This window comes from Nocardia asteroides (assembly GCA_019930625.1).
In the GTDB taxonomy this organism is placed as follows: Bacteria; Actinomycetota; Actinomycetes; order Mycobacteriales; family Mycobacteriaceae; genus Nocardia; species Nocardia sputi.
In genome coordinates this window covers 6,931,283-6,956,053 of the sequence record CP082844.1, presented here as the reverse complement: position 1 = coordinate 6,956,053, position 24,771 = coordinate 6,931,283, and the positions used below count along the sequence as shown (strand labels likewise).

At 68.0% G+C, this 24,771-nt stretch carries 20 protein-coding genes; 10 read left to right on the top strand and 10 right to left on the bottom strand.

All coding sequences use genetic code 11. From position 1 onward, the window contains the following. Window positions 1-183: 183 nt before the first annotated feature. Window positions 184-1,650 carry a 30S ribosomal protein S1 gene (gene rpsA / locus K8O92_31405; protein ID UAK32161.1) on the top strand — a complete coding sequence of 489 codons (1,467 nt, stop codon included), beginning with the start codon at window positions 184-186 and terminating at the stop codon, window positions 1,648-1,650. Between the two features lie 75 nt (window positions 1,651-1,725). On the opposite strand, the gene K8O92_31400 is transcribed toward rpsA, so the two are convergent. Both K8O92_31400 and K8O92_31395 read right to left on the bottom strand, forming a co-directional pair. Continuing rightward, window positions 1,726-2,304, bottom strand: a complete 579-nt coding sequence (locus K8O92_31400; GenBank protein UAK32160.1) for a hypothetical protein — start codon at window positions 2,302-2,304, stop codon at window positions 1,726-1,728. A gap of 115 nt (window positions 2,305-2,419) precedes the next feature. After that, entirely contained in the window at window positions 2,420-3,097 is a 678-nt protein-coding gene (locus K8O92_31395) for an NAD(P)H-binding protein (protein UAK36056.1), read from the bottom strand. Window positions 3,098-3,182: 85 nt separating this feature from the next. On the opposite strand from K8O92_31395, the gene K8O92_31390 reads away from it, so the two are divergent. Together K8O92_31390 and coaE are read left to right on the top strand one after the other, a co-directional pair. Then, the gene (locus K8O92_31390) at window positions 3,183-3,884 is read left to right on the top strand and encodes a TetR/AcrR family transcriptional regulator (protein ID UAK32159.1); all 702 of its coding nucleotides are present in this window, start codon (window positions 3,183-3,185) and stop codon (window positions 3,882-3,884) included. 1,184 nt (window positions 3,885-5,068) lie between these two features. Then, window positions 5,069-6,280, top strand: a complete 1,212-nt coding sequence (coaE, locus tag K8O92_31385) for a dephospho-CoA kinase (GenBank protein UAK32158.1) — start codon at window positions 5,069-5,071, stop codon at window positions 6,278-6,280. 253 nt (window positions 6,281-6,533) lie between these two features. Here the strand turns inward: coaE and K8O92_31380 are convergent, their stop codons facing one another. After that, window positions 6,534-7,058 (bottom strand): DUF402 domain-containing protein, encoded by a 525-nt coding sequence (locus tag K8O92_31380; GenBank protein UAK32157.1) that lies wholly within the window; start codon window positions 7,056-7,058, stop codon window positions 6,534-6,536. 202 nt (window positions 7,059-7,260) lie between these two features. Between K8O92_31380 and uvrB the strand changes: the two genes are divergently transcribed. Beyond that, complete coding sequence (gene uvrB, locus K8O92_31375; GenBank protein ID UAK32156.1) at window positions 7,261-9,444, top strand: excinuclease ABC subunit B; 2,184 nt, start codon at window positions 7,261-7,263, stop codon at window positions 9,442-9,444. Between the two features lie 65 nt (window positions 9,445-9,509). On the opposite strand, the gene K8O92_31370 is transcribed toward uvrB, so the two are convergent. Then, a complete protein-coding gene (locus tag K8O92_31370; protein UAK32155.1) occupies window positions 9,510-9,980 on the bottom strand; it encodes a VOC family protein in 471 nt (156 codons plus the stop codon). A gap of 52 nt (window positions 9,981-10,032) precedes the next feature. Here K8O92_31370 and K8O92_31365 point away from each other — a divergent pair, with 52 nt between their 5' ends. The 3 genes from K8O92_31365 to K8O92_31355 all read left to right on the top strand — a co-directional run bounded on the left by K8O92_31365 (window position 10,033) and on the right by K8O92_31355 (window position 12,328). Then, complete coding sequence (locus K8O92_31365) at window positions 10,033-10,935, top strand: AraC family transcriptional regulator (GenBank protein ID UAK32154.1); 903 nt, start codon at window positions 10,033-10,035, stop codon at window positions 10,933-10,935. Window positions 10,936-10,963: 28 nt separating this feature from the next. Then, window positions 10,964-11,377, top strand: a complete 414-nt coding sequence (locus K8O92_31360; protein UAK32153.1) for a DoxX family membrane protein — start codon at window positions 10,964-10,966, stop codon at window positions 11,375-11,377. A gap of 498 nt (window positions 11,378-11,875) precedes the next feature. Beyond that, window positions 11,876-12,328 carry a universal stress protein gene (locus tag K8O92_31355; protein ID UAK32152.1) on the top strand — a complete coding sequence of 151 codons (453 nt, stop codon included), beginning with the start codon at window positions 11,876-11,878 and terminating at the stop codon, window positions 12,326-12,328. 85 nt (window positions 12,329-12,413) lie between these two features. Here K8O92_31355 and K8O92_31350 read toward each other — a convergent pair whose 3' ends face one another. From K8O92_31350 to K8O92_31340, 3 genes are all read right to left on the bottom strand, one after another. Beyond that, window positions 12,414-14,630, bottom strand: a complete 2,217-nt coding sequence (locus K8O92_31350; protein UAK36055.1) for an AAA family ATPase — start codon at window positions 14,628-14,630, stop codon at window positions 12,414-12,416. A 164-nt stretch (window positions 14,631-14,794) separates the two neighbouring features. Further along, window positions 14,795-15,163, bottom strand: a complete 369-nt coding sequence (locus K8O92_31345) for an antibiotic biosynthesis monooxygenase (GenBank protein UAK32151.1) — start codon at window positions 15,161-15,163, stop codon at window positions 14,795-14,797. Between the two features lie 7 nt (window positions 15,164-15,170). Then, window positions 15,171-16,520: a diguanylate cyclase gene (locus K8O92_31340; GenBank protein ID UAK32150.1), complete on the bottom strand. Its 1,350-nt coding sequence runs from the start codon at window positions 16,518-16,520 to the stop codon at window positions 15,171-15,173. Between the two features lie 276 nt (window positions 16,521-16,796). Here K8O92_31340 and K8O92_31335 point away from each other — a divergent pair, with 276 nt between their 5' ends. Then, the gene (locus tag K8O92_31335) at window positions 16,797-17,939 is read left to right on the top strand and encodes a 3-oxoacyl-ACP synthase (protein ID UAK36054.1); all 1,143 of its coding nucleotides are present in this window, start codon (window positions 16,797-16,799) and stop codon (window positions 17,937-17,939) included. A 177-nt stretch (window positions 17,940-18,116) separates the two neighbouring features. Continuing rightward, a complete protein-coding gene (locus K8O92_31330) occupies window positions 18,117-18,893 on the top strand; it encodes a sigma 54 modulation/S30EA ribosomal C-terminal domain-containing protein (protein ID UAK32149.1) in 777 nt (258 codons plus the stop codon). Window positions 18,894-18,896: 3 nt separating this feature from the next. On the opposite strand, the gene K8O92_31325 is transcribed toward K8O92_31330, so the two are convergent. Both K8O92_31325 and K8O92_31320 read right to left on the bottom strand, forming a co-directional pair. Next, window positions 18,897-20,453, bottom strand: coding sequence for a GAF domain-containing sensor histidine kinase (locus K8O92_31325; GenBank protein UAK32148.1), 1,557 nt, complete (start codon window positions 20,451-20,453; stop codon window positions 18,897-18,899). Window positions 20,454-20,573: 120 nt separating this feature from the next. Then, a complete protein-coding gene (locus tag K8O92_31320) occupies window positions 20,574-20,876 on the bottom strand; it encodes a hypothetical protein (protein UAK32147.1) in 303 nt (100 codons plus the stop codon). Window positions 20,877-20,936: 60 nt separating this feature from the next. On the opposite strand from K8O92_31320, the gene uvrA reads away from it, so the two are divergent. Next, window positions 20,937-23,888 carry an excinuclease ABC subunit UvrA gene (gene uvrA, locus K8O92_31315; protein ID UAK32146.1) on the top strand — a complete coding sequence of 984 codons (2,952 nt, stop codon included), beginning with the start codon at window positions 20,937-20,939 and terminating at the stop codon, window positions 23,886-23,888. Between the two features lie 55 nt (window positions 23,889-23,943). Here uvrA and K8O92_31310 read toward each other — a convergent pair whose 3' ends face one another. Next, on the bottom strand, window positions 23,944-24,654 hold the full coding sequence (locus K8O92_31310) for an alpha/beta hydrolase (GenBank protein ID UAK32145.1): 711 nt from the start codon (window positions 24,652-24,654) through the stop codon (window positions 23,944-23,946). Between the last annotated feature and the right edge of the window lie 117 nt (window positions 24,655-24,771).

Below are 24,771 nucleotides of genomic sequence, written 5' to 3'. Positions count from 1 at the left end.
GTACGCTGAACGCGCGAGTGTCTTCCGTACAGCCGTACCGGAGTTCAACCCGTGCTGAGTTTCACGCGCGTCGCGTGCGGTACGTTCCTAAGTGTCCGTCTTCACACCTCGCGGTGAGATCGCAGCGTACCGAAAGTTCCAATGTCCGCAACCGACCACAATCCGTCCGGAGCAAACCGACATATGCCCACCACCGTCACCTCGCCGCAGGTAGCCGTCAACGACATCGGCTCCGCCGAGGATTTCCTCGCCGCCATCGACGCCACGATCAAGTACTTCAACGACGGCGACATCGTCGAAGGAACCATCGTCAAGGTCGATCGCGACGAGGTCCTGCTCGACATCGGTTATAAAACCGAAGGCGTCATCCCCTCTCGTGAACTCTCCATCAAGCACGACGTCGACCCCAACGAGGTCGTTTCCGTGGGCGATGAGGTCGAGGCCCTTGTTCTCACCAAGGAGGACAAGGAAGGCCGCCTGATCCTGTCGAAGAAGCGGGCGCAGTACGAGCGTGCGTGGGGCACCATCGAGGAGCTCAAGGAGAAGGACGAGGCCGTCAAGGGCACCGTCATCGAGGTCGTCAAGGGCGGCCTGATCCTCGACATCGGCCTGCGCGGCTTCCTGCCCGCGTCGCTCGTCGAGATGCGGCGGGTCCGTGACCTCCAGCCGTACGTCGGCAAGGAGATCGAAGCCAAGATCATCGAGCTGGACAAGAACCGCAACAACGTCGTGCTCTCCCGCCGCGCGTGGCTGGAGCAGACCCAGTCCGAGGTGCGCAGCGAGTTCCTGCACCAGCTGCAGAAGGGCCAGGTCCGCAAGGGTGTGGTCTCCTCGATCGTCAACTTCGGCGCCTTCGTCGACCTGGGCGGCGTGGACGGTCTGGTGCACGTCTCCGAGCTGTCCTGGAAGCACATCGACCACCCGTCCGAGGTCGTCGAGGTCGGCAACGAGGTCACTGTCGAGGTGCTCGACGTCGATCTGGATCGCGAGCGCGTCTCGCTGTCGCTCAAGGCGACCCAGGAAGACCCGTGGCGTCAGTTCGCCCGCACCCACGCGATCGGCCAGATCGTGCCGGGCAAGGTCACCAAGCTCGTTCCGTTCGGCGCGTTCGTCCGCGTCGAGGAGGGCATCGAGGGCTTGGTGCACATCTCCGAGCTGGCCGAGCGCCACGTGGAGGTTCCCGACCAGGTCGTGGCCGTCGGCGACGACGCGATGGTCAAGGTCATCGACATCGACCTGGAGCGTCGCCGGATCTCGCTGAGCCTCAAGCAGGCCAACGAGGACTACCACGCCGAGTTCGACCCGTCGAAGTACGGCATGGCCGACAGCTACGACGAGCAGGGCAACTACATCTTCCCCGAGGGCTTCGACCCCGACACCAACGAGTGGCTCGAGGGCTTCGACAAGCAGCGCGAGGAGTGGGAAGGCCGCTACGCCGAGGCGGAGCGTCGCCACAAGATGCACACCGCGCAGATGGAGAAGATGGCGGCCGACGCCGCGGCCGAGGCCGCGAACGGCGGCGGCGCGTCGAACTACTCCTCCGAGAGCGGTTCGCAGTCCTCCGCCAGCCAGGCCGAGCCCGCCGGCGGTTCGCTGGCCAGCGACGCTCAGCTGGCGGCTCTGCGTGAGAAGCTGTCCGGCAACGCCTGATCGGCATCTGCTGAGCTGATTCGCGACTGCACCCCAACCGGTTTCCGGTTGGGGTGCAGTCGTTTGTGGTTCTGATCAACGCCCCGCAGGGCGCTTTCGGCGATGCGGCCTGCGAATCCCCCGTGAAGGCTTCGTCGTTCCGCGCTGCACCTCGGGCACCTCCTCGGGTCGCTCGGCCGCTTCGTGCGGAGCGACTGTCTGCGCCGTCGTGAGCGCCACCACCTGGATCTCCTCCAAACGCAGGCCGATCCCCGCCAGCCGGGCGATCACACCCAGCCGATGCTCCGGCAAGCCAGGGCGGATAGGCAATGGAGCCTGCCCGTGCCGACGCAGGACATACGTCCGGCGCTCGGCATCGAACACGACCGGTGCACCGTCCCGAATTGCCCGGTAGGCGACCAAGTCCAGCGCACCGTGCCTGATCGGGTCGATCATCAGCGCCTCGATGAACTGCTCCGCTTGACGCAGGCGCAGTTCCAGCTCCGGCGGGTCCAAATGCTCGAACCGCCGCCTGACCCGCAACCGGTAGTCCTCCACCGCGCGGTGCAGCAGATACCGGTGCCGCTCGATCTCGACCGCCGACTCGATCGCGCGATCGATGTCGATGGTCGCCGGGTCACGTGGGTCGGGCGTCGAAGCGTGGACTTCAGGCATGGACTCTCCTCGGTCGGGTTGCGGATTACATTGGGCGGCAACTCGTTCGACGTCCGACGATGTTCATTGTGCCGGAGGGGTCCGACACAAACGGGGTCCGTGGATTCGTACGCGCTCAGTAGCCGACGGTGAACCGGCGTTGGATGAAGCGGGGTTGCTCGGCTTCGTCGAGGAGCGCGACCGCTACGTCTTCGGCGGAGAGATCCGCGCCGCCGACGAGCAACTGATCGCCGCCGATCCGGAAGCGGCCGGTGCGCTCGCCGGGATTGATCCGCCCCGAGGAGGGGCTCAGATAGGTCCAATTGCGGTTGGACAGCCGGTAGACGTTCAACGCGTCGCGCAGCGCACGCACCACCTCGACATACTCCGCCGGGACGTCGAGCACTTCGGTGAGATTGCGAATGAACTCGTCCCCGGTGTCGAGCAGTTGTACGCCGGGCGCCACCTCCAGGCTGCCCGCTCCGCCCACCGCGATCAGCCGGACGCGCGGCTGCCGATCCAGCGCGGCGACCATCGCTCGCGCACCAACCACGAAATCGTGCGCGTTGGCGATGGTATCGGCGATGCCGTGCCCCGCGTTCACCGCGCTCACGACCACGTCGAGGCCTGCGATCGCCGCCGCCACGCTCTCGGCGTTCAGCCAGTCGGCCACCGCCCACGTCTCGTCCCCGTGCCGAGCGGGGAACCGGGCCGCGTCGCGGGTGAAGGCGGTGACCCGGTGCCCGCGCTGTAGGGCTTCGGCGACGACCCGCGAACCGATGACGCCGGTAGCCCCGAAAACTCCGATATCCACCATTACTCCTTAACGACGTTCATTTACTACACGCCGTTCAGTAACGGCACGGCTGATAGTAGCCAAACGCTGTAGAGTGTCAACCGTGGCCGAGGTCGTCAGAAGTCGCCGGGAGCGCCTGCGCGCGCAGACGCTGGAGGACATCACCGCGATCGCGATGCGGCTGCTCATGGAGGGAGGTCCGGACGCGATCTCGTTGCGTGCCATCGCCCGCGAGATGGGGATGACGGCGGGTGCGATATACGGCTACTACGCCACCCGCGACGACCTGATCTCCACGCTCATCTCCGACGTCTACACCGCCTTGGTCGACCGCCTCGAAGCCGCACGCGACGCCGTACCGGTCGAAGATCCGGCCGGGCGCATCATGGCCTGGGCCGAGGGCGTGCGCGCTTGGGCCGTTGAGCGGCCCGCCGAATTCCGGCTCATCTATGGTGACCCGGTGCCCGGTTACAGGCCGCCGCCGGGTGGTCCCGCCGCAGCGGCCGAATTGCGTGCCTGCACCGGGCTGGTCGGTCTGGCGAGTGCCGCATGGCCACGGGCCGCGGCCACGCAGACTGCCGGGGACTGCGCGTGGTCGGATTTCGACGCGGCCTTGGCGGAGCACGTCCGTTCCGACTTCCCGGAGCTGCCTCCGGACGCGCTGGCTCTGGCTCTGCGCATGTGGGGCAGGATGCACGGATTGATCGCGCTCGAGGTGTACGGCCACCTGCGCCCGCAATCCCGAGACCCGGCGAAACTCTTCCGCGCCGAGATGCGTGACCTGGTCCGGTCTCTCGGCCTGTAGGCGGGTCGGCTCAGCGAGTGGCGGGCACCGCGCGGGAGAGCGTGGCACCGGGTTCCGCGACGAAGGTCTCGAAGACGAAAGATTGCTGGCAGAACATCGAATTCGAAAACTTGTAATGTCTCGGCCGCCTATGAATGCGGAATCTCGGCGTCCCGTCGCACCGTCGGCTTCGCCGTCACTCGTTTCGGCTCGGGTCGGACGATGAGCTTCCGGCTGCCTTCCTCGGCATTCCTCCGGGATCAATGCGCCCGATAGGCCGATGGCTCTTTCACTTGGCTTGCGCCGCATGAAGCCGGAAAATGCAGGAGAATCCTGAGAAATATCCGCTGGGCGGCCTGAGTACCGGACCCTTCGCGAGTTCCGTAAGGCGAGTGCACATGCTGTTTTATGAGATGCCGCCGATGAATTCGGTCCAGACGCGGTATACCGGCCGCGGATTCCGACTGTCCCGGGTGAATGTTCTTGCATCTGTACTTACATTCACTCCTGCGAACACCAGGTCGGCCGAGGGTCGGACCGTGAGTCGCACGGATTGCGCCGCCGCGCACCGCGCCGCGTTCGGCGCACAAAAGAGTGGCCCAGCCTTGGCGAGAGGCTGGGCCACTTCGAACTCGGGTTCAGCTTGCGGTAGCAGGTACCCACCGGACCGCGGGTGCGGCCGGACGGTTCCGCATGGCAGCGAAACTGTGCCGCGCGGGACTGATGAACGCGGTGAACCAAGAGCGACGGTGCTCGGCGAGCGCCGCCGCGACAGCGGGAATCTGAATGCAGTGCACTCGCCCCGCCATGCCCAAACGGTGGCGACCCGTCTGGTTGATTCTGGTGCCCAATGGTATTCCTTTGCATCGCTGGTGTCGGCCTGGATCGCCACGGCGAAGATTAGCGGAACGAAACTGCTCGGCAGCGTATTTTGCCCGAGTAATTGCCTCGGCGTGTCGGAAAGGTGTCACCGCCGAGCCGTAAACATCCGGAATTGTTGCGAATCGGTCTCGGCGCAGTCACGGATCGGGCAAATGGTGCCGCAGGTGGTGGCACGCGCGCGTGCTTCGGGTAATCGAGCGGATTGCTCGTGATTCGGCGGGAGATCGCATGTCGAGCGCGGTCGACCGCCGATCGGCCGAGTGTCGCCGACCGTGATCGGGGCGGCGAACGCTCGCGCCGCGTCCGGATGGGAGACTGGTCGAATGTTACGAATCGGCCTCACCGGAGGCATGGGAGCGGGGAAGTCGACGGTCGCCCGGGTGCTCGCCGACCTCGGCGCCGTGGTCATCGATTCCGATCTCATCGCCAGGGAGGTCGTCGAGCCGGGCACCGAGGGATTGGCCGCCCTGGTGGAAGCGTTCGGCGCAGGCATCCTCGCCGCGGACGGCAGCCTCGACCGGCCGGCCCTGGCGGCGCGGGCCTTCGGGGACGACGCGGCGCGCGCAAAATTGAATGCGATCACCCACCCGCTCGTCGGAAAGCGCACCGCAGAATTGATCGCGGCCGCGGCTCCGGATGCCATTGTCGTGCAGGATATTCCGCTGCTTGTGGAAAACGGACTCGCGCCGTTGATGAATCTCGTGCTGATCGTCGACGTGGATGCCGAAACACGTATCCGCCGTTTGGTGGAATTCCGCGGCGTCAGCGAAGCCGATGCCCGCGCGCGCATTTCGGCGCAGGCCACCGACGAACAGCGCCGAGCCGTTGCCGATGTGTTGCTGGATAACAGTGGCGCACCCGGGGCGGTCGAGGTCGAGCTTCGCCGCCTGTGGGCCGAGCGTTTGGTGCCGTTCGAGCGCAACCTGCGTGCCGGTGTGTCCGCGCGCCGCGGCGACATCCGGCTCGTGCCCGCCGATCCGGAGTGGCCGGCCCAGGCGCAGCGGCTGATCGCGCGATTGTGGGTCGCCTGCGGCAGCGCGGCCTCCCGCATCGACCACATCGGCTCCACCTCGGTGCCGGGACTGCCCGCCAAGGACGTGATCGATCTGCAGATCACGGTCACCGACCTGGCCGCCGCCGACGGCCTGCGTGACGCGCTCGGCGCCGCCGGCTTCCCGGTTCGGCCGGAGGTCACCCAGGACAACCCCAAGCCGACACCGGGGGACCCGGCCGGCATCGATACCGGCCTGTGGACCAAGCGTTTTCATCAGAATGCCGATCCCGGCCGGTTGGCCAACGTGCACGTGCGGGCCGAAGGCTCGCCCGGTCAGCAGTACGCGCTGCTGCTGCGGGACTGGCTGCGCGCCGACGCCGGTGCGCGCGCGGAGTATCTCGCCCTGAAGCGCGAGGGCGAGGCCAAGGCGGCGGGGCTGACCGGTGCGGAGGCGACCGCGGCCTACCTCGACGTCAAGGAACCGTGGTTCGACGCCGCCTATCCCCGGGCTCTGGCCTGGCGGGAGACGTCGGCGGGCTAGCACTACGGCGACGGTCGAGTTCACCCCCCGCCGTTCTCGGCCTTCGTCGGAGTCCGTGCGGCTCGACCGCGATCCGCTCGCGCTGTACCGAGACAGCTCTCGGCCCGCTCGTTCGGGGTGTTGCCCGGGGCCGGTTCCGCGCGTGGAGAATCAGTTCGCGCGGTACTTCGAGGACCCGGACGGTGCTGGAACGCGATCGCTCATGACTGGACCGCCTCCGCGTGTGTGGGCTACGGCCTACGGGCGACTGGCGCTACAGCCAGGTGAGGGTGATGTCCATCGTCTCCAACCATCCTTCGAAGGTGTGGCCGTTGGCGGCGATGCCGTCGATGGCGGCGGTCGCGTGTTGCACGGCCGCCTCGGCGTCGGCGAGGGAGATCAGTCCCGCGGTGTGTGCGGCCAGCAGTTCGTCGACGTCCAGCAACTGGGTGTCGCGCGACGAGCGCACGATGATGTCGAGGTAGTGGTCGACGGCCATCCACTTCTTCGGGGCGACCACCCTGAAGTCACCGACGTCGAGGTAGTAGTCCTGGTCGCGCCGGTGGGCGGGGAGATAGTGGAAGATGGTCGCGCGCAGGTGCAGCTTCGGCAGCAGCCAGGACTCGATGTAATGGAACTGCGAATGGTCCGAGGTACGCGCCATGTACAGGCCCCACGGCTCGACGCGGTACTTCTCGACCGTGCGTACGAATCCCTTCGGATCCGTGTTCGTCAGGTCCGCGATGTTGAAGTACTCGACTTTGGGCCGGTGCACGTCGACGATAGGTGCCTGCGTCATGCCTCAAGAATCTACCGTCGCCCCCGGCCCGTCGAGTCGGACGCAGTAATCCGCGAGCTACATCAGGTGAGCGTGACGCCGTGGCCGGCTCGGAGGCCCGATGCGTTTGTTGCCGCGCCGACCGGTCCGGCGAGCAGTTCGTCGATTCGTGGCCGCCCGCCGCCCCGGGAATCTGTCGGTGAGTGGGCCTACGCTGGTGGGCATGGCATTCGCAACCGAGATCCCGGCGGAGGGCTACGAGGACAGGGCCGCCGAGCAACCGCTGGCGCACTCGGAGTTCCGCCCGGTCGGCGAGATCCAGCGTGTCGGCGGCCGGTTCGAGGTGGTCAGTGATCACCAGCCCGCGGGCGACCAGCCCGCCGCGATCGCCGAGCTCGAGCGCAGGATCAGAGCGGGAGAGCGCGACGTGGTACTGCTCGGCGCCACCGGTACGGGAAAGTCGGCCACCACGGCCTGGCTGATCGAGCGGTTGCAGCGGCCGACGCTGGTGATGGCGCCGAACAAGACGCTCGCCGCCCAGCTGGCCAACGAGCTGCGCGAGATGCTGCCGAACAACGCCGTGGAGTACTTCGTCTCCTACTACGACTACTACCAACCCGAGGCGTACATCGCGCAGACCGACACCTACATCGAGAAGGACAGCTCGATCAACGACGATGTCGAGCGGCTGCGCCATTCGGCGACCTCCAGCCTGCTGTCCCGGCGCGACGTGGTGGTGGTCGCCTCCGTGTCGTGCATCTACGGTCTCGGCACGCCGCAGTCGTATCTCGACCGGTCGGTGCAGTTGCAGGTCGGCACCGAGCTCGATCGGGACGCGCTGCTGCGGCTGCTGGTGGACGTGCAGTACACCCGCAACGACATGGCGTTCACCCGCGGCTCGTTCCGGGTGCGCGGCGACACCGTGGAGATCATTCCGTCCTATGAGGAACTCGCCGTCCGTATCGAGTTCTTCGGCGACGAGATCGAGGCGCTGTACTACCTGCACCCGCTCACCGGCGACGTGGTCCGCCAGGTGGACATGCTGCGGATCTTCCCCGCCACCCACTACGTGGCGGGGCCGGAGCGGATGGAGCGCGCGGTGCGCGAAATCGAGGCCGAGCTGGAGCAGCGGCTCGCCGAGCTGGAACGCCAGGGGAAATTGCTCGAGGCGCAGCGGCTGCGCATGCGCACCCAGTACGACTTGGAGATGATCCGCCAGGTCGGGTTCTGCTCCGGCATCGAGAACTACTCGCGCCACATCGACGGCCGTCCGGCCGGTTCGGCGCCTGCGACGCTGCTGGACTACTTCCCGGAGGACTTCCTGCTCGTCATCGACGAGTCGCACAACACCGTCCCCCAGATCGGCGGTATGTACGAGGGCGACATGTCCCGCAAGCGCAACCTGGTGGAATACGGCTTCCGGTTGCCGTCCGCGGTGGACAACCGGCCGCTGACCTGGGAGGAGTTCGCCGATCGCATCGGGCAGACGGTCTACCTGTCGGCCACTCCGGGTCCGTACGAGCTGGGGCAGACCGGCGGTGAAGTGGTCGAGCAGGTCATCCGGCCGACCGGCTTGGTCGATCCCAAGGTCGTGGTGAAGCCGACGAAGGGGCAGATCGACGATCTGATCCACGAGATCAGGCAGCGCACCGAGCGCGACGAGCGCGTTCTGGTCACCACGCTCACGAAGAAGATGGCCGAGGACCTCACCGACTACTTGCTCGGGCTGGGGGTCAGGGTGCGCTACCTGCACTCCGAGATCGACACGCTGCGCCGCGTCGAGTTGTTGCGGCAGCTGCGGCTCGGCGAATACGACGTACTGGTGGGCATCAACCTGCTGCGCGAGGGTCTCGACCTGCCCGAGGTGTCGCTGGTGGCGATCCTCGACGCGGACAAGGAGGGATTCCTGCGCAGCACCACCGCACTGATCCAGACGATCGGCCGCGCGGCGCGAAACGTCTCCGGTGAAGTGCACATGTACGCGGACAAGATCACCGATTCGATGCAGTACGCCATCGACGAGACCGAGCGCCGTCGCGCGAAGCAGGTCGCCTACAACGAGGAAATGGGCATCGATCCCAAGCCTCTGCGCAAGAAGATCGCCGACATCCTCGACCAGGTGTATCGGGAGGCCGACGAGGTGGAGGTCGGCGGTTCCGGACGCAATGCCAGCCGTGGCAGGCGTGCGCAAGGCGAGCCGGGCCGCGCGGTGAGCGCGGGGGTGTACGAAGGCCGCGACGTCAAGTCGATGCCGCGCGCCGAACTGGCCGATCTCGTGAAGGAACTCACCGCACAGATGATGAACGCGGCCCGGGAGTTGCAGTTCGAGCTCGCCGGGCGGTTACGCGACGAGATCGCGGATCTGAAGAAGGAATTGCGCGGCATGGACGCCGCCGGATTGAGTTGAGCCGCGCCGCAGCGGCGCTGCCTCCGCGAGCCGTTCGCCGAACAGCCGCGGAGGCAGCCGTGCCGTCAGGCCTGGGTGGCCATCCATTCGTTCACCCGGCGTTCGGCCTCTTCGCGCGAGACGTCCTCGACCTTGGTGAGCACCGCCCAGCGGTGGCCGAAGGGGTCGATGACCACGCCGAACCGGTCGCCGGTCACGAAGGTTTGCGGCTCCTCGACGCTGCGGGCGCCGTGTTCGACGGCCCGCCGCATCACCGCGTCGACATCCGGGCAGTAGTGCACGATCGAGGTGTGCACCCATTCGCCGTTCGGGGCGAGCACGCCGTTGTCCGGGATCGGCATCCCCATCTGCAGGGTCGAGTCGCCGATCTTCAGTTCGGCGTGCGCGGGCTGCCCGTCGGGCAGGTCGTTGCGACTGAGCACCTCGGCTCCGAATACGGCGCGATAGAACTCGATGGCTTTGTTGCCGTCACCGACCGCGAGAAAACAAGTGATCGAGTGGTAGCCGTCGGCGATGGGATTCACTGTGTTCGTCATGACCACAACTCTCGCCGGTGCTGGTCGTCGGGTCTTGTAAGAACGCGACACCATGCCGCGTAGCGCCGAACCGCCCGCCGACGAGCCGCCGGTTGCCCGCCATCCGCTGGCGCCCACCGACACCAAGGGGATTCTGCATCCGCACGAGCAGGCGAAGCATCGCTCGCTGGTCCGCTTGCCGCCGAGCCCACCGGTGGGTCGCTACGTCGAGTGGCATTGGGCGGTGCGCTGGGATCTGCGTGGGCGGCCTCCGTACCAGGCGGAGGTGCTGTCCTATCCGAGTGTGAACGTCACCTTCGAACGGTCCGAGATGCGCACCGGTGGATTCGTCACCGGCGTGACCACCACGAAGTTCATCCGTGAACTCAGCGGGGTAGGGGAAACCTTCGGTATCCGCTTCCGCGCGGGCGGGTTCGGCGCGTTCACCGGACTCGATGTCGGCTCGTTGCGCGATCGCGCCGTGCCCATCGCCGACGTGCTGCCCGATACCGCGAGCTTGACCGAGCGGGTGCTCGACGCGCCGACCGTCGAGCGGCGCCGGTGCGTTGTCGAGGAGTACCTTGCCGACCATCCCGCCGTCGAGGACCCGACCTACCGATTGGTGCTGCGCATCGTCGACGCGATGGCCGGTGATCAAGAGCTGACCAGGGTCGATCAGGTCACCGAGAGATTCGATGTGCCCGTCCGGACATTGCAGCGCATGTTCCGCCGGTACGTAGGTGCGGGACCGAAATGGGTCCTGCGGCGCTATCGGTTGCAGGACGGCGCCGATCTGCTCGCCAAGGGCCGCACCGCAGACCTCGCCGCGTTGGCCGCGGACCTGGGTTATTTCGACCAGGCCCACTTCTCACGTGAGTTCACCGCGGAAGTGGGTATGGCCCCTCTGGAATACGCCAAGAATTCGCTGCGTTTGCGCAACGAGGTCACGGCCAAGGTCATGCCGATGCGAGCTTAGTTGCCGGAGAGTCGACTAGGAGCTGGACATGGATGTCGTGGTGTTGATCGGACGAGTGCTGTTCGCGGTGTTGTTCCTGACTTCCACTGTCGGGCATTTCACCCAGACCGAGGCGATGGCGGGGTATGCGCGAAACAAAGGCGTTCCGATGGCGAAGGCCGCGGTGCTCGGCTCGGGCGTCCTCTTCGGCCTCGGCGGTCTCAGCGTGCTGCTGGGTATCTGGGCCGATCTCGGCTCGCTGCTGCTCGTGATCGCGTTGCTGCCGACCGCTGTCGTGATGCACCGGTTCTGGCAGGAGACCGACCCGCAGATCAAGCAGGCCGAGACGACCCAGTTCGCCAAGGACCTCGCTCTCGCGGGCGCCGCACTGATGCTGTTCGCGTTCTTCGCGCACGTCGACGAACTCGGATTGACCGTCACCAGGCCGCTTTTCGATCTCTAGTCTCGCCCGCGCAGTCCGCTCCGCGCGCTAATATTGCGCGTCCTTTTTACAAGAGGAAGAGGAAGACATGGACATCATCGGAGCGATTCTCGGCATATTCTGGGCGAACTATCGGCAGTGGCCGTAGCCGCGCGGTGGACCAACTCGATCGGCCCGTCCCGGGAGCGTGATTCACGCGGCGGGGCGGGCCGATCTCCGTGTGACGGACCTGGCTCTGTGATGAATATCCCACGGTCGCATCATGGTTCGATACGGTTGTGGCACCTCACAGGGGCAGGTCTCGGGAATTGGGTCTGCGCTGGTTGGTCTGGTCTTTCCGGCATTCCCTGGCGAATACCCGGCGGGAATGGCGGAACACCTCGAGTGTGATGTCTTGCGATTTCTGAAATTTCCCTACCATTTGCCGCTATGGTCGAGCCCAGTCGCCGCGCCGACGCCCCGGGAAGCCCGGACGAACCCGCGCGCAGCACCCGACCCACCGCATAGTTGGAGGAGAGAATGACCGCCTACCGGACCATTGTCGTCGGTACCGATGGCTCGGACTCGTCGTATGTCGCCGTCGAGAAGGCCGGCGCCCTGGCCGGCGTGTCCGGCGCGACCTTGGTCGTGGCCTGCGCGTACTACCCCACCGATGACCGCGACGTGGCCGCCGCCGCCGACGTACTCAAGGAGGAGGCGTACCAGGTGCGCGGCTCCGCCCCGACCAACGAGATCCTGCGTATCGCCCGGGACAAGGCGATCGCCGCGGGGGCGGCCGACATCGTCGAGCGCGCCATCGTCGGCGAGCCGGTGGAGTCGCTGCTGGCGCTGATGAAAGAAGTCGACGCCGACTTGCTGGTCGTCGGCAACCGGGGGCTGAACACCCTGGCCGGACGGCTGCTCGGTTCGGTGCCCTCCGACGTGGCGCGCAAATCCCGCTCGGACGTGCTGATCGTGCACACCGTGCGCTGAGTCTCTCGACAGCCGAACGGCTCCGTCGCCCTCGCGAATAGCGATGCGGCACGGAGCCTTTCGTCGTTCTCGGGCGCCGAGGGCGTCAGCGCAGCCGGTCGAGCACGCCGGGCAGATCCGTGCTGTGCACGACGCCGAGCCGCTGGGTGGCGCGGGTCACCGCGACGTACAGGTCGTTGAGCCCGCGCGGCGATTCGTCGAGGATGCCTTGCGGCTCCACCAAGTAGACCGCGTCGAACTCCAAACCCTTCACCTCGTGCACGGTCAGCACCCGCACCGAATCCTCGGCGAGGTCGGCCAGCCGCGCCACCAGCGCGTGCGGGGCGATGACCGCCGTGGTGCCCGGCCCGGTCTCGGTGGCGACGAGCCGGGCGACCTCCGCGTGCACGTCACCGGGCGTGACCCGGTATGCCTGCGGTACGACGCCGGTTTCGCGGACTGAGCGCGGTGCGGACGCCGTCGGATCGATGGCCGCGAGGACATCGGCCGCGACGTCCATGATCTCCGCCGGGGTGCGGTAGTTGACGGTGAGTTCGGTCAGCTTCCACCGAGACGCGACATACGGTTCGAGCATTCGCTGCCACGACGACGTACCCGCCGGGTCGCCGGTCTGGGCGACGTCGCCGACCACGGTGACCCACCGGTTGGGAATGCGCCGCATCACCATGCGCCACGCCATCTCCGACAGTTCCTGCGCCTCGTCCACGATGACGTGGCCGTAGGTCCACGTGCGATCGCCCGCGGCGCGCTCCGCGGTGGTCTGGCGGGCGCGCACGTCCTGGCGCTCGGCAAGCTGGCTCGCGTCGATCAGGTCGTAGGCCATCAGGATCTCCGGGTCGAGGTCGTCCTCGAGGTCTTGGGGCGCGGAGCCGGTGAGGATGTCCAACGCGTCCTGCGCTTCGGCGATCCGGGCGCGCCACCGGCGGCGGGCGCGTTCGCGTTCCTCGGTGTCGTCTACGCCGAGCAGTTCGGCCAGTTCGTCCAGCAGCGGCGCGTCGGCGGCGCTGAACTGGCCGTTGTCCGGCCGCAGCAGTTCGGCGCGGTCGGCCGGGTCCAGCGAACTAGCGACCCGGTCCAGCCGCTTCGGGTCGGCGAGCAGGTCGGCCAGGACCTCCTGCGGAGACAGGATCGGCCACAGCTCGGCGATCGCGGCCTGGATCTGCGGGTCGGCGCGCATCTCGTCGCGGATCTCGGTGAGGTCGGCGGAGCTGAGCAGACTGGGCCCGCCGGAGAGGTCAGCGCCCATGGTCCGGGCGAGCTGGTCGGTCAGCGCGTCGACCACCGAGCTCGCGAAGATCGGCCGGGCCAGATTGTGCGGCCTGCGGGAAGAGCGGGCGCGGCCGCGCGCCTTGGTGGCGATCTTGCGGTCCAGCGTGACCGGATATCCGTCGAAGCTCAGCCGGATCGGTTCGGCGGGCACCTCTTGGCGGTCGCGCACCGCCTGCTTGAGCACCTCGAGTATCGCCAGCGACCCCTTGATCTCGCCCGCGCGCAGCGAGTCCTCACGGGCCGCCCGCACGCCCGGGTACAGATCGCCGATGGTCGACAGCAGTACGCCCGTCTCGCCGAGCGACGGCAGCACCTGCCCGATGTAGTCCAGGAAGGTGGCGTTCGGGCCGATGATCAGCACGCCGCTCTTGGCCAGCTGCTGGCGGTAGGTGTAGAGCAGGTAGGCGGCGCGGTGCAGTGCGACGGCGGTCTTGCCGGTGCCCGGCCCGCCCTGCACGACGAGCACGCTCTTGTGCTCGGACCGGATGATCGCGTCCTGCTCGTGCTGGATGGTCTCGACGATGTCGTTCATGTGGCCGGTGCGGGCGGCGTTGAGCGCCGACAGCAGCGCGCTCTCGCTGCCCACACCGCCGTCGGTGTCGGTGGCGCCGGCCCGGCGGGCGGCCTCGAGATCGAGGTACTCGTCGTTGATCGCCGTGACCTTGCGGTTGCGCGAGCGGATGTGCCTGCGCCGGGTCACGCCGTCCGGCGCTGCGGTGGTGGCCAGGTAGAACGGCCGCGCCAGCGGGGCGCGCCAGTCCAGCAGCAGGCTCTCGTAGTCGTCCTTCTCGTCCAGGATGCCGATCCTGCCGATGTAGCGGTACGCCTCCTGCGCGCCGTCGAGATCGATGCGGCCGAAACACAGGCCGTGCTCGGCGGCGTCGTATTTCGCCAGGTCCTCGGAGTACAGCTGGCTGAAGGACTCCCGTTCGCTGCGAGCCTGCGGGGTGCCGCCGGTCTCCAGCAGCACGGTGCGCAACCGGTTGCGCGCGTAGGCGCGCATCTCGTCCAGCCGCTCGTACAGCACCGACAGGTACGCCTGCTCCTGATCGGTCTCGCGGGTCCGCTCGGGTGCGCCGTCGTGGGCGGCACGGTCCTGAGTGAGGTCGGGCAAACTGAACTCCTTGTCACCGCGAAGAGCCGCGAGCACACTACCCGGCGGGGTAGGTGAACGCTCGGAAAGCAGAGTTGTCGATTCTACTGGGGTTGCCCAGGCCGCGCCGTAACCGCAGGTCTGGTCGAGGGCGACGCGACGCAGGCGTCCTCGGCCGCGGTCAGCGGCACCGGCGTGAAGTGCTCGACCACCGGGAACGGGTCGTAGAAGTGGTGCAACAAGTCCTTCCAGCGCTGATATTCCGGAGAGCCGCGGAATCCGGTGACGTGATCGTCGAGATGGTCCCATTCCACCCGGAGCAGATAACTGCCCGGCGACTCGACGCCGCGCGCCAGCGACAGCGACCGGAAGCCGGGCATGCTCGCGATGATCGGCCGCGCCGCGGCGAAGGCGGCCTCGAACTCGGCGGCGCGCTCGGGGCGAACCGGCAGCAGGGCGTGTTCGACGATCATGGGGCGGTCAGGACGCGTGGGTGCTGTTGGGCCTGCGGCCCTTGGTGACGGCCCCTTCTCGGTGACCGGGCGGCTTCGCCCGGTACATCGCCAGGTCCGCGTCGTGCAGCACGGCCTCTGGGCTGCGCCGGTCGCCCGCACGCAGTTCGGTGACGCCGATCGAGGCGTTGACCTCGATCCGGTGCCCGCGCGCGATGATCGGCTCGGCCATGGTGCAGCGCAGTCTGTTCACCAGCGCTTCGATGTCGACGCGCCGGGTGCGGCCGGACAACAGCACCAGGAACTCGTCGCCGCCCAGCCTGCCGACGATGTCGTCACCGCGCAGCGCGCGCTGCAAACGCTGGGCCACGATCTGCAGCACGGTGTCGCCGATGGCGTGCCCGAGCGTGTCGTTGATCGCCTTGAACCCGTCCAGGTCGATGAACAGCACGGTGGACACCGGCAACAGTTCATCGGTACTGGCCAGCGCGGCGGCCAGCTGGGACAGGATCAGCGAACGGTTGGCCAGCCCGGTGAGCGAGTCGTGCGTGGCCTGGTACTCCAGCTGCCTTCTGCTGGCGCGGAATTCGGTGATGTCGGCGAAGGAGGACACCGCCGACGAGCGCGGGTCGCCGGGATTGAGCAGGCGGCTGCTGCCCGACAACCAGCGGCGCTGACCGTCCACCCGGTCGACCCCGAAGACGTAGCCGGTGATGGTCTCGCCCGTGGCCAGGGTGCGCGCCACCGGATGGCGGCTCGGCGGCAGCGGCTGGGCGTTCGCGTCCAGCAGCACCAGCGGCAGCGACTGGATGGTGCGGCCGATCACGTGCCCGTCGGGCCCTTCGGTGCCGAAGATGCGCTTGGCCGCCGGATTCATCGACTCGATCCGGCCTTCCGGATCGATCACCACCACGCCCTCCTCCAACTGGGAGACGACCGTGGTGAAGTAGTGCTCGGCCTTGCGCTGCGCGGCTTCGGCGTGGCGCTGGGCGGTGAGGTCGTGGATGACCACCTGGTAGGCGAGGCGGTCGTGCCAGGCGGTCAGCACCGACACCGTCTCAACGGGGACCGTGCCGCCGTCCACCCGCATCAGCGTCATCTCGGTGGGCGCCGAGGCCGCGCCCGCGGTGGTGAGGGTGCTGATCCGATCGAGCATCGAGGGGACGGAAGCGGGGTGGACGAAGTCGGTCAGCGGACGGCCGACGACCTCCTCGGCGTTCTCGGCGGCGAGCAGGCGGACGGTCGCGGGGTTGACGTAGACCACCACGCCGCGCTCGTGCACGCAGATCCCGTCCGGGGTGTGTTCGACCAGGGAGCGGTAACGCGCGGCCAGCTGTTCGGCGGCGTCGACCGCGGCGGCAAGCTTGTCGTCACCCACTCGAACCCCCGATCATCGACCCCATTATGGCCATTGGAACACGGGATTATTCTTGTATCGACGTGTACAAGATCACATCGTCGACGGTATTGCTTCGATCACAGTACTGGCACGTTCTCGGGTCGGATCCGGCGATCATTACTGAACCCGGTTCCTGCGTCGAGGTGGGGCAGACCGCTCGGTCGGCCCGGGGAGCCGGTGAAGGAGCGATACATGCCGGGCACCGACCCGAACACCGCCACGCGGTTCCGATTCGATCCGGGGCACCGAGATCATATGACCATCGCCGGGATCGGCGCGATCACCGGGTACGGGTGGGGACGTGAGCGATTGTGGGAAGGCTTGCTCAGCGGCAAGTCGGCGGCATCGCTGCAACGCGGCTACGGCCCCGGGCGCGACGAGGACGCGTGGGTCGCGCTGGTCCCCGACGGCGGGGACCCCGAGGTGAGCCCCAGCCGCTACGGACGCGCCGTGCACGAGGCCGCGCGGGAGGCCGTCGCGGACGCGCGCGACCGCGGCTGGCGGCCCGGCCGCACCGTCGGGCTGCTGCACGCCATCGTGCTCGGCGACGTGGTGAACTGGCGCGATTTCTACCTCGTCGACGGGGGCGATCGCCGGTCCAGGGACTACCTGCGGCTGCTGCCGTCCACGCCGGTCTCGATGCTGACGCAGGAGTTCGGTTTCCACGGTCCGGCCATGAACGTCTCCGCCGCGTGCAGCTCCGCCAACGTCGCGCTGATCACCGCGAAACTCTGGCTGGACGCGGGCATGGCCGACGACGTGCTCTTCGTGGCGACCGACCTGTCGGCCACCCCGGACATGGTGGAGAGTTTCGTCCGGCTCGGCGCCGCGATCACCGACGCCGAACCGCTGGACGCGTGCCGGCCCTTCCAGCAGGGCAGCCGCGGGTTCAGCATGGGGGAGGCCTCGGTCGCGTTCGTCCTGACCCGTTCGGCCGATCGGCCGTATGCCGCGGTACTCGGCGGAGCCATGTCCAACGACGGCTACCACGTCGTCTCGGTCGACCCGACGCACGAGCACATCCTCGACTGCACCCGCCGCGCGCTCGCCGACGCGGGCGTCGCCGCCGGGGACGTGCGCTATTTCAACGCGCACGGCACCGGAACCCGCCAGTGCGATGTCGCCGAACACCATCTGCTCGAGCATTTGTTCGCCGACCGCCCGCACATCTACGCGGTGAAGCCGCTGGCCGGTCATTGCCAAGGGGCCGCGGCCGCCGTCGAGGTGGCGGTGGCCGCGCTCGGCTACGACCGGGGCATCGTGCCCGCGGCCCCGATCGTCGCGCCCGCGCATCCGCGGCTGCTGGACGGCCCGGCGCCGTTCGAAGGCGGCCTCACCGCGAAGCTCTCCCTCGGCATGGGCGGCAACAATTCCGTCGTGGTGCTCGGCGCCGCCTGAGCGTCGCTCGGGCGACCGCGATGCGCGACGGAGACGTTCGGCCCGGTCGGTTTCGACGAGCCCGGAATGCGCCGGAGTCAACGCTTTTCGCCGATGGGACTTTCGGCCCTGTTCGCGACACCCATGCGGTGCTGGCATAGGGGGGACGGATCGAATCTGGGAAGCGGGGCATTGCGGATGGTTTCACCGGGGCTGCGATACGCATCGGACCACTGGACGACGGCCGCGGAACCGGAAGTGGCGGTGACCACGCGCGGTGACGTGCCCGCCATGGACGTCACGCGGGCGGTGCGAGCGATCGTTCGCGTCCTGCGCAGACATCATCTCGACGCGCCCGCCCGGGTACGTATGAGCGCCCCGCCCGACGCGGCCGAGCCGATGGTGGTGCAGGTCGATGTCCGCAACCGGGAGGTCGTCACCCGGGTCCAGGTCACCGGGCCGCGCGGGTTCGCGGTGACCTTCGCCGCCGAGCGCCTCGACCGCCAGTTGGCCCGGCTGGCCAGGGGAGAAGCGCGGACCTGGCCCGATCCGGGCCGACCTCCACTTGCCCGGGCCGGCGAGCCGCGCCCGATCGTCCGCCGTAAGCGGTGTGCCTTGTCCACCTGCACGCCCGCCGAAGCGGTCGAGGTCCTGGACGCCATGGATTACGGCGCCCACCTGTTCACCGACGCCGAGACCGGTGAGGACGCGGTGGTGCACTGGGCGGAGCCCGGCGTGCGGCTCGTCCGCCAAGGGGCGACCCATCCGCCGATCCGGTCACCGGAGGTGGCCATGAGCGCCCCGCCGATCGTCGTCGACGCGGATCCCGCCGCGTGCCTCGATCCGGCTGACGCGGCGAAGGATCTGTGCCGCAAGGGATTACCGTTTCTGTTCTGCACCGACCCGGGCAACGGCCGCGGCGGGCTGCTGTACCGGCGGCACGACGGCGATCTGGCGCTCGTGGTACCCGCCTGATCGCTAGGCCAGCGGCGCGGACCAGTGCACTCTGGTGCCGCCGCCCTCGGCCGGACCCACCGTGCATCGGCCGTCGGACATGCTCGCGCGCTGCGTGAGGTTGGCCAGTCCGCTCGGCGTCACGTCCGCGGGCATGCCCGTGCCGTTGTCCTCGACGAGGACGGTCAGCTCGTCGTCGACGGTGATCTCGACGGCCAGTCTGTTCCCACCGGAATGGCGCACCGCGTTGCTGACCGATTCGCGCACCACGGCTTCGGCGTGATCGGCGAGGGCGTCGCCCACGACCGACAGCGGTCCGGAGAAGCGCACGCTCGTGCGGAACGCGCCGTCGGCGGTCTGCTGGCGGATCGCGTCCTCGAGCCGCCGCCGCAGCGGGTCACCGCCGTGCAGGTCGAAGATCGACGTGCGGATCTCCTGCACGACCTCCTGCAAACCGTCCATCTCGGCCGAAAGTCGTTGCCGCACTTCCGGATCGTCGGTGCGCGCGGCGGTGGCCCGCAGCCCGAGCCCGATGGCGAACAGCCGCTGGACGACGTGGTCGTGCAGATCACGGGCGATGCGGTCGCGGTCGGCGAGCACGTCCAGTTCGCGCATCCTGCGCTGCGTCTCGGCCAATTGCATGGCCAGCGCCGCCTGGTCGGTGAACGCGGCGGTCAGCTCGACCAGTTCGCCGGGGTACGGGGGACACCCGGGCGGACGCACGATGATCAGCACGCCGAGCATGAGATCGGCGGTCTGCAACGGCAGCACCAGTGCGGGCCCCGCCGAGCCGACCGGAGCGCCGAGATCGACCGACCCGGCATCGGCGACCTGCACCGGCGCGCGCTCGGTGAACGCCGTGCCGGTGGCGGTGCCCGCGATACGTACCCGCTGCGGGCCCGCTCCGGGGCCGAACCATTGCGCGACAACGAGTTCGGTCGCTTCGTCGGGCGGCGTCGCCGGCGCGACCACGGCCAGCAGCGCCTGCTCCGAGCCGGTCAGCGCGCGGGCGCGCGCGACCACCTGCGCGAGCACCAGGTCCGGTGCAGTGCCGGCGAGGAACTCGGTCGCGATGTCGCGGGTCGCCTCGATCCAGGCCTGCCTGGTCCGCGCGGACTCGTACAGCCTGGCGTTCTCGATGGCGATACCGGCCGCGGCGGCCAGCGCCAGCACGATGGCCTCGTCGTCGTCGGTGAACGGCTGCCCACCCGCCTTCTCGGTGAGGTAGAGATTGCCGAATATCTCCTCGCCGATCCGCACCGGGACGCCGAGAAAGCTGCCCATCGGAGGATGGTGGGTCGGAAAACCCACGGAGGCGGGATGCTTCGACAGATCGTCCAGCCGGATCGGTTCCGGATGTAGGAACAGCAGTCCCAGGACGCCCTGTCCCTCGGGGGAGCGGCCGATGTGGATCGGTGTCGTGTCGTCGATGCCCTGGAAGATGAATTCGACCAGCTGGCGATCGTGTCCGCGGACGCCGAGCGCGCCGTAGCGGGCATCGACCAGGCGGGTGGCCGTGCGCACGATGGCGCGCAGGGTGTCGAGCACCGTTGACGGAAGGTGCGGGGTGAGGTCCGTCATGAAGGAGCCCAGGAGGCCGATGGGGTGCGCACAGCGAGTTCAGTCTAGTCGGCGGACTGGCGCGCACGCCGGGAACCCGTACTCGACGGACGGTACCGGGGGCCGTGCCGATGTTCTTCATCACACCACCAGGGTGATGAGCGCCAGGTGCACTCCGGCGGCGACCATGGCGAGCCTTGCCGGACTCGGTAGCCCCGCACCGCCCCTCGGGTCTGCGAATTCCCGGAAGTGCGGGCGCGGCACCGTGACGGCGGGCGGCCGGGGAATGGCGAGCGCAGTCGCACTGTTGACCAGGGATGCCGGGAGGGCGATGCTACGGAGGCGTCCTGGCCTGTTTCCCGGCTCGATCACGTAACGTCCGGCCGCCGGATTCCCGCCATTCGTCGAGGTGACGGGCGGTCCGCGAAACTTGTCGGTGCTCATGCCTAGCATGGCGGCCGGGGGTATGTCCGGACGTCGAACACGAAGGAGAAGGGACGACCTGTGGCGGAACGCCTCACTGTGCGCGGAGCTCGGGAGCACAACCTCAAAGGTGTCGATCTCGACCTGCCCCGCGACAGCCTCATCGTGTTCACCGGTCTGTCCGGCTCCGGCAAGTCGAGTCTGGCCTTCGACACGATCTTCGCGGAGGGGCAGCGGCGCTATGTCGAGTCGCTCTCGGCGTACGCGCGGCAGTTCCTCGGCCAGATGGACAAGCCCGACGTCGACTTCATCGAAGGTCTGTCGCCCGCGGTGTCCATCGACCAGAAGTCGACCAACCGCAATCCACGCTCGACCGTGGGCACCATCACCGAGGTCTACGACTACCTGCGGCTGCTGTACGCGCGGGCGGGCACGCCGCACTGCCCCGTGTGCGGCGAGCTGATCGCCAAGCAGACGCCGCAGCAGATCGTGGACCAGGTGCTGGCCATGGAGGAGGGCATCCGCTTCCAGGTGCTTGCCCCGGTCGTGCGCACCCGCAAGGGCGAGTTCGTCGACCTGTTCGACCAGCTGAACACGCAGGGTTACTCCCGCGTGCGGGTCGACGGCGTGGTGTATCCGCTCACCGATCCGCCGAAGCTGAAGAAGCAGGAGAAGCACGACGTCGAGGTCGTGGTCGACCGGCTGGCGGTGAAGCCGAATTCCAAGCAGCGCCTGACCGATTCGATCGAGACCGCGCTGCGGCTGGCCGACGGCATCGTGGTGCTCGACTTCGTGGATCGCGACGAGCACGCGCACGACCGGGAGCGCCGCTTCTCCGAGCGTCTCGCCTGCCCGAACGGCCATCCACTGGATATCGAGGACCTCGAGCCGCGTTCGTTCTCGTTCAACTCGCCCTACGGCGCCTGCCCGGACTGCACCGGCCTGGGCATCCGCAAGGAGGTCGACCCGGAACTGGTGGTGCCCGATCCGGCGCTGAGCCTGAACGACGGCGCCATCGCGCCGTGGTCGCGTGGCCAGACCGCCGAGTACTTCACCAGGCTGCTGTCCGGTCTCGCCGATGCGATCGGTTTCTCCATGGACACCCCGTGGCAGGATCTGCCGCCGAAGGCGCGCAAGGCGGTGCTGGAAGGCAGCGCCGACCAGGTGCACGTGTCCTACACCAACCGCTACGGGCGCAAGCGGTCGTACTACGCGGACTTCGAGGGCGTGATGCCGTTCCTGCAGCGGCGCATGGAGAACACCGAGTCCGAGCAGATGAAAGAGCACTACGACGGGTACATGCGCGACATACCGTGCCCGGTGTGCAACGGCGCTCGGCTGCGCCCGGAGATCCTCGCCGTCACCATCGCCGCGAACGGCGACAAGAAGTCCATCGCCGACGTCAGCGATCTGTCCATCGGCGAGTGCTCCGCGTTCCTCAATTCGCTGACCTTGGGCGAGCGCGAGGCCGCCATCGCCGGGCAGGTGCTCAAGGAGGTGCAGGCGCGGCTGGGCTTCCTGTTGGACGTCGGCCTCGAGTACCTGACGCTGTCCCGCGCGGCCGCCACGCTCTCCGGCGGCGAGGCGCAGCGGATCCGGCTCGCCACCCAGATCGGCTCCGGCCTGGTCGGCGTGCTCTACGTGCTCGACGAGCCGTCCATCGGCCTGCACCAGCGGGACAATCGCAGGCTCATCGAAACCCTCACCCGGCTACGCAATCTCGGCAACACGTTGATCGTGGTCGAGCACGACGAGGACACCATCCGTGCTTCGGACTGGGTGGTCGACATCGGCCCGTTCGCCGGCGAGCACGGCGGCACCGTGGTGCACAGCGGGCCCTACGAAGAACTGCTCACCGACCCCAACTCGCTCACCGGGGCGTATCTGTCGGGCCGGGAGCGGATCGAAGTGCCGCTGGTACGCCGTCCGGTCAGCAAGAAGCGGCAACTCACCGTCGTCGGGGCCAGCGAGCACAACCTCAAGGGCGTCGATGTGGCCTTCCCGCTCGGGGTGCTCACCGCCGTGACGGGCGTCTCCGGGTCGGGCAAGTCGACTCTGGTGAACGACATCCTCGCGACGGTGCTGGCGAACCGGCTCAACGGCGCGCGGCAGGTGCCCGGCAGGCACACCCGGGTCAACGGGCTCGACCACCTGGACAAGCTGGTGCAGGTGGACCAGTCGCCCATCGGCCGTACCCCGCGATCGAATCCGGCGACCTACACCGGCGTCTTCGACAAGATCCGCACGTTGTTCGCGGCCACCACCGAGGCCAAGGTGCGCGGGTACCAGCCGGGCCGGTTCTCGTTCAACGTCAAGGGCGGTCGCTGCGAAGCCTGCTCCGGTGACGGCACGCTGAAGATCGAGATGAACTTCCTGCCGGACGTCTACGTTCCGTGCGAGGTCTGCCACGGCGCCCGCTACAACCGGGAAACCCTCGAGGTGCACTACAAGGGCAAGACCATCGCCGAGGTGCTGGACATGTCCATCGAGGAGGCCGCCGAATTCTTCGAGCCGGTCACCTCGATCCACCGCTACCTCAAGACCTTGGTGGACGTCGGGCTCGGCTATGTGCGTCTCGGTCAGAGCGCTCCGACCCTCTCCGGTGGCGAGGCCCAGCGGGTGAAGCTCGCCGCCGAGCTGCAGAAGCGGTCCACCGGCCGCACCGTGTACATCCTCGACGAGCCGACCACCGGTCTGCACTTCGAGGACATCCGCAAGCTGCTCAACGTCATCAACGGCTTGGTGGACAAGGGCAACACCGTGATCGTCATCGAGCACAACCTGGACGTCGTCAAGACTTCCGACTGGGTCATCGACATGGGGCCCGAAGGCGGCTCCGGCGGCGGCACCGTGGTCGCGCAGGGCACCCCGGAGGAGATCGCGGCCGTCGCGGACAGTTACACCGGCCAGTTCCTGAAAGAGGTCCTGAATCCGACCCCCGCGCCGCGAAACGCCGAGAAGAAGGCTCCGGCGAAGAAGGCGGCGGCGAAGGCCACCAGGCGGGCGGTGAAGAAGACCGCGGCGGTCGGCTGACCCGACGTCCGTGCGGCGCGGCCCGGATTCGTCCGGAGCCGCGCCGTTTTCGTCGTCAGCGGTTGGCGATGGTGTGGATCAGTTCGGCGAGTTCCTTCGGCTTGGACCACATCGGCCAGTGGCCCGTCGGCAGGTCGACGTACTCGGCGTCGATTCGGGCCAGTTCGGCGAAAATGGGGGCTTCACCGTTGTCTCGCAGCTTCTCGACCATCTCGGCGGTCATGCTGCTGCAGATCACGGTGGTCGGGACCGCGAGCCGCGCGGCCGAATCGCTCAACCGCAGCGGTGCGGCCGCGACGGATACCGGCTCCGACACGGCGCGTTCGCGGAAGCGCGCCAGCGCGGCTTCGTCCAGGCCCGTCAAGCTGCTGCCCTCGGCCTCCAGTTCGGACCATTCCGGCAGGACCCATTCGCGCGCGGCGACGTCCAGCGCGGAGTTGATGACGAAGCCGTTCGGCAGCGGCGCGCTGTCGACGTAGATCGCCCGCCGGAACAACTCGGGGGCGCGGTCGATGGCGAGATAGGCGGGCGCCGCGCCGCCGGAGTGCGCGACGAGCACGACGGTCTCGCCCGCGGGCACCGCGTCTATGATGGCCTGTGCCTGGGACTCCAGGGTGGCCGACAACCGATCGGAGTCCGCGGCATCCAGGCCCGGCAATGTGAGCGCCTGTACTTCGTTGCCACGCCGGCGCAGATCGGGTGCGACCTCGTCCCACGCCCATGCACCGAGCCAGAATCCGGGAGCGAGAAGAATCCGAGTAGCCATGGGCTCACTGTGCCCTAATCGTTGGGAAATTTCCTAACCATCGTTGTCGCCATATGTGTTTCGTTCACAATTCCGGCCGCGCTCGGAAGTATCGGTGGGCTGGTGCCCCGAGGACGT

Excerpts from the sequence above, each read along its gene's own strand:
- rpsA (UAK32161.1), top strand. The coding sequence starts at position 184 with ATGCCCACCACCGTCACCTCGCCGCAGGTAGCCGTCAACGACATCGGC.
- K8O92_31400 (UAK32160.1), bottom strand. The coding sequence starts at position 2,304 with ATGCCTGAAGTCCACGCTTCGACGCCCGACCCACGTGACCCGGCGACC.
- coaE (UAK32158.1), top strand. The coding sequence starts at position 5,069 with ATGTTACGAATCGGCCTCACCGGAGGCATGGGAGCGGGGAAGTCGACG.
- K8O92_31380 (UAK32157.1), bottom strand. The coding sequence starts at position 7,058 with ATGACGCAGGCACCTATCGTCGACGTGCACCGGCCCAAAGTCGAGTAC.
- uvrB (UAK32156.1), top strand. The coding sequence starts at position 7,261 with ATGGCATTCGCAACCGAGATCCCGGCGGAGGGCTACGAGGACAGGGCC.
- K8O92_31370 (UAK32155.1), bottom strand. The coding sequence starts at position 9,980 with ATGACGAACACAGTGAATCCCATCGCCGACGGCTACCACTCGATCACT.
- K8O92_31365 (UAK32154.1), top strand. The coding sequence starts at position 10,033 with ATGCCGCGTAGCGCCGAACCGCCCGCCGACGAGCCGCCGGTTGCCCGC.
- K8O92_31360 (UAK32153.1), top strand. The coding sequence starts at position 10,964 with ATGGATGTCGTGGTGTTGATCGGACGAGTGCTGTTCGCGGTGTTGTTC.
- K8O92_31355 (UAK32152.1), top strand. The coding sequence starts at position 11,876 with ATGACCGCCTACCGGACCATTGTCGTCGGTACCGATGGCTCGGACTCG.
- K8O92_31345 (UAK32151.1), bottom strand. The coding sequence starts at position 15,163 with ATGATCGTCGAACACGCCCTGCTGCCGGTTCGCCCCGAGCGCGCCGCC.
- K8O92_31335 (UAK36054.1), top strand. The coding sequence starts at position 16,797 with ATGACCATCGCCGGGATCGGCGCGATCACCGGGTACGGGTGGGGACGT.
- K8O92_31330 (UAK32149.1), top strand. The coding sequence starts at position 18,117 with ATGGTTTCACCGGGGCTGCGATACGCATCGGACCACTGGACGACGGCC.
- K8O92_31325 (UAK32148.1), bottom strand. The coding sequence starts at position 20,453 with ATGACGGACCTCACCCCGCACCTTCCGTCAACGGTGCTCGACACCCTG.
- K8O92_31320 (UAK32147.1), bottom strand. The coding sequence starts at position 20,876 with ATGAGCACCGACAAGTTTCGCGGACCGCCCGTCACCTCGACGAATGGC.
- K8O92_31310 (UAK32145.1), bottom strand. The coding sequence starts at position 24,654 with ATGGCTACTCGGATTCTTCTCGCTCCCGGATTCTGGCTCGGTGCATGG.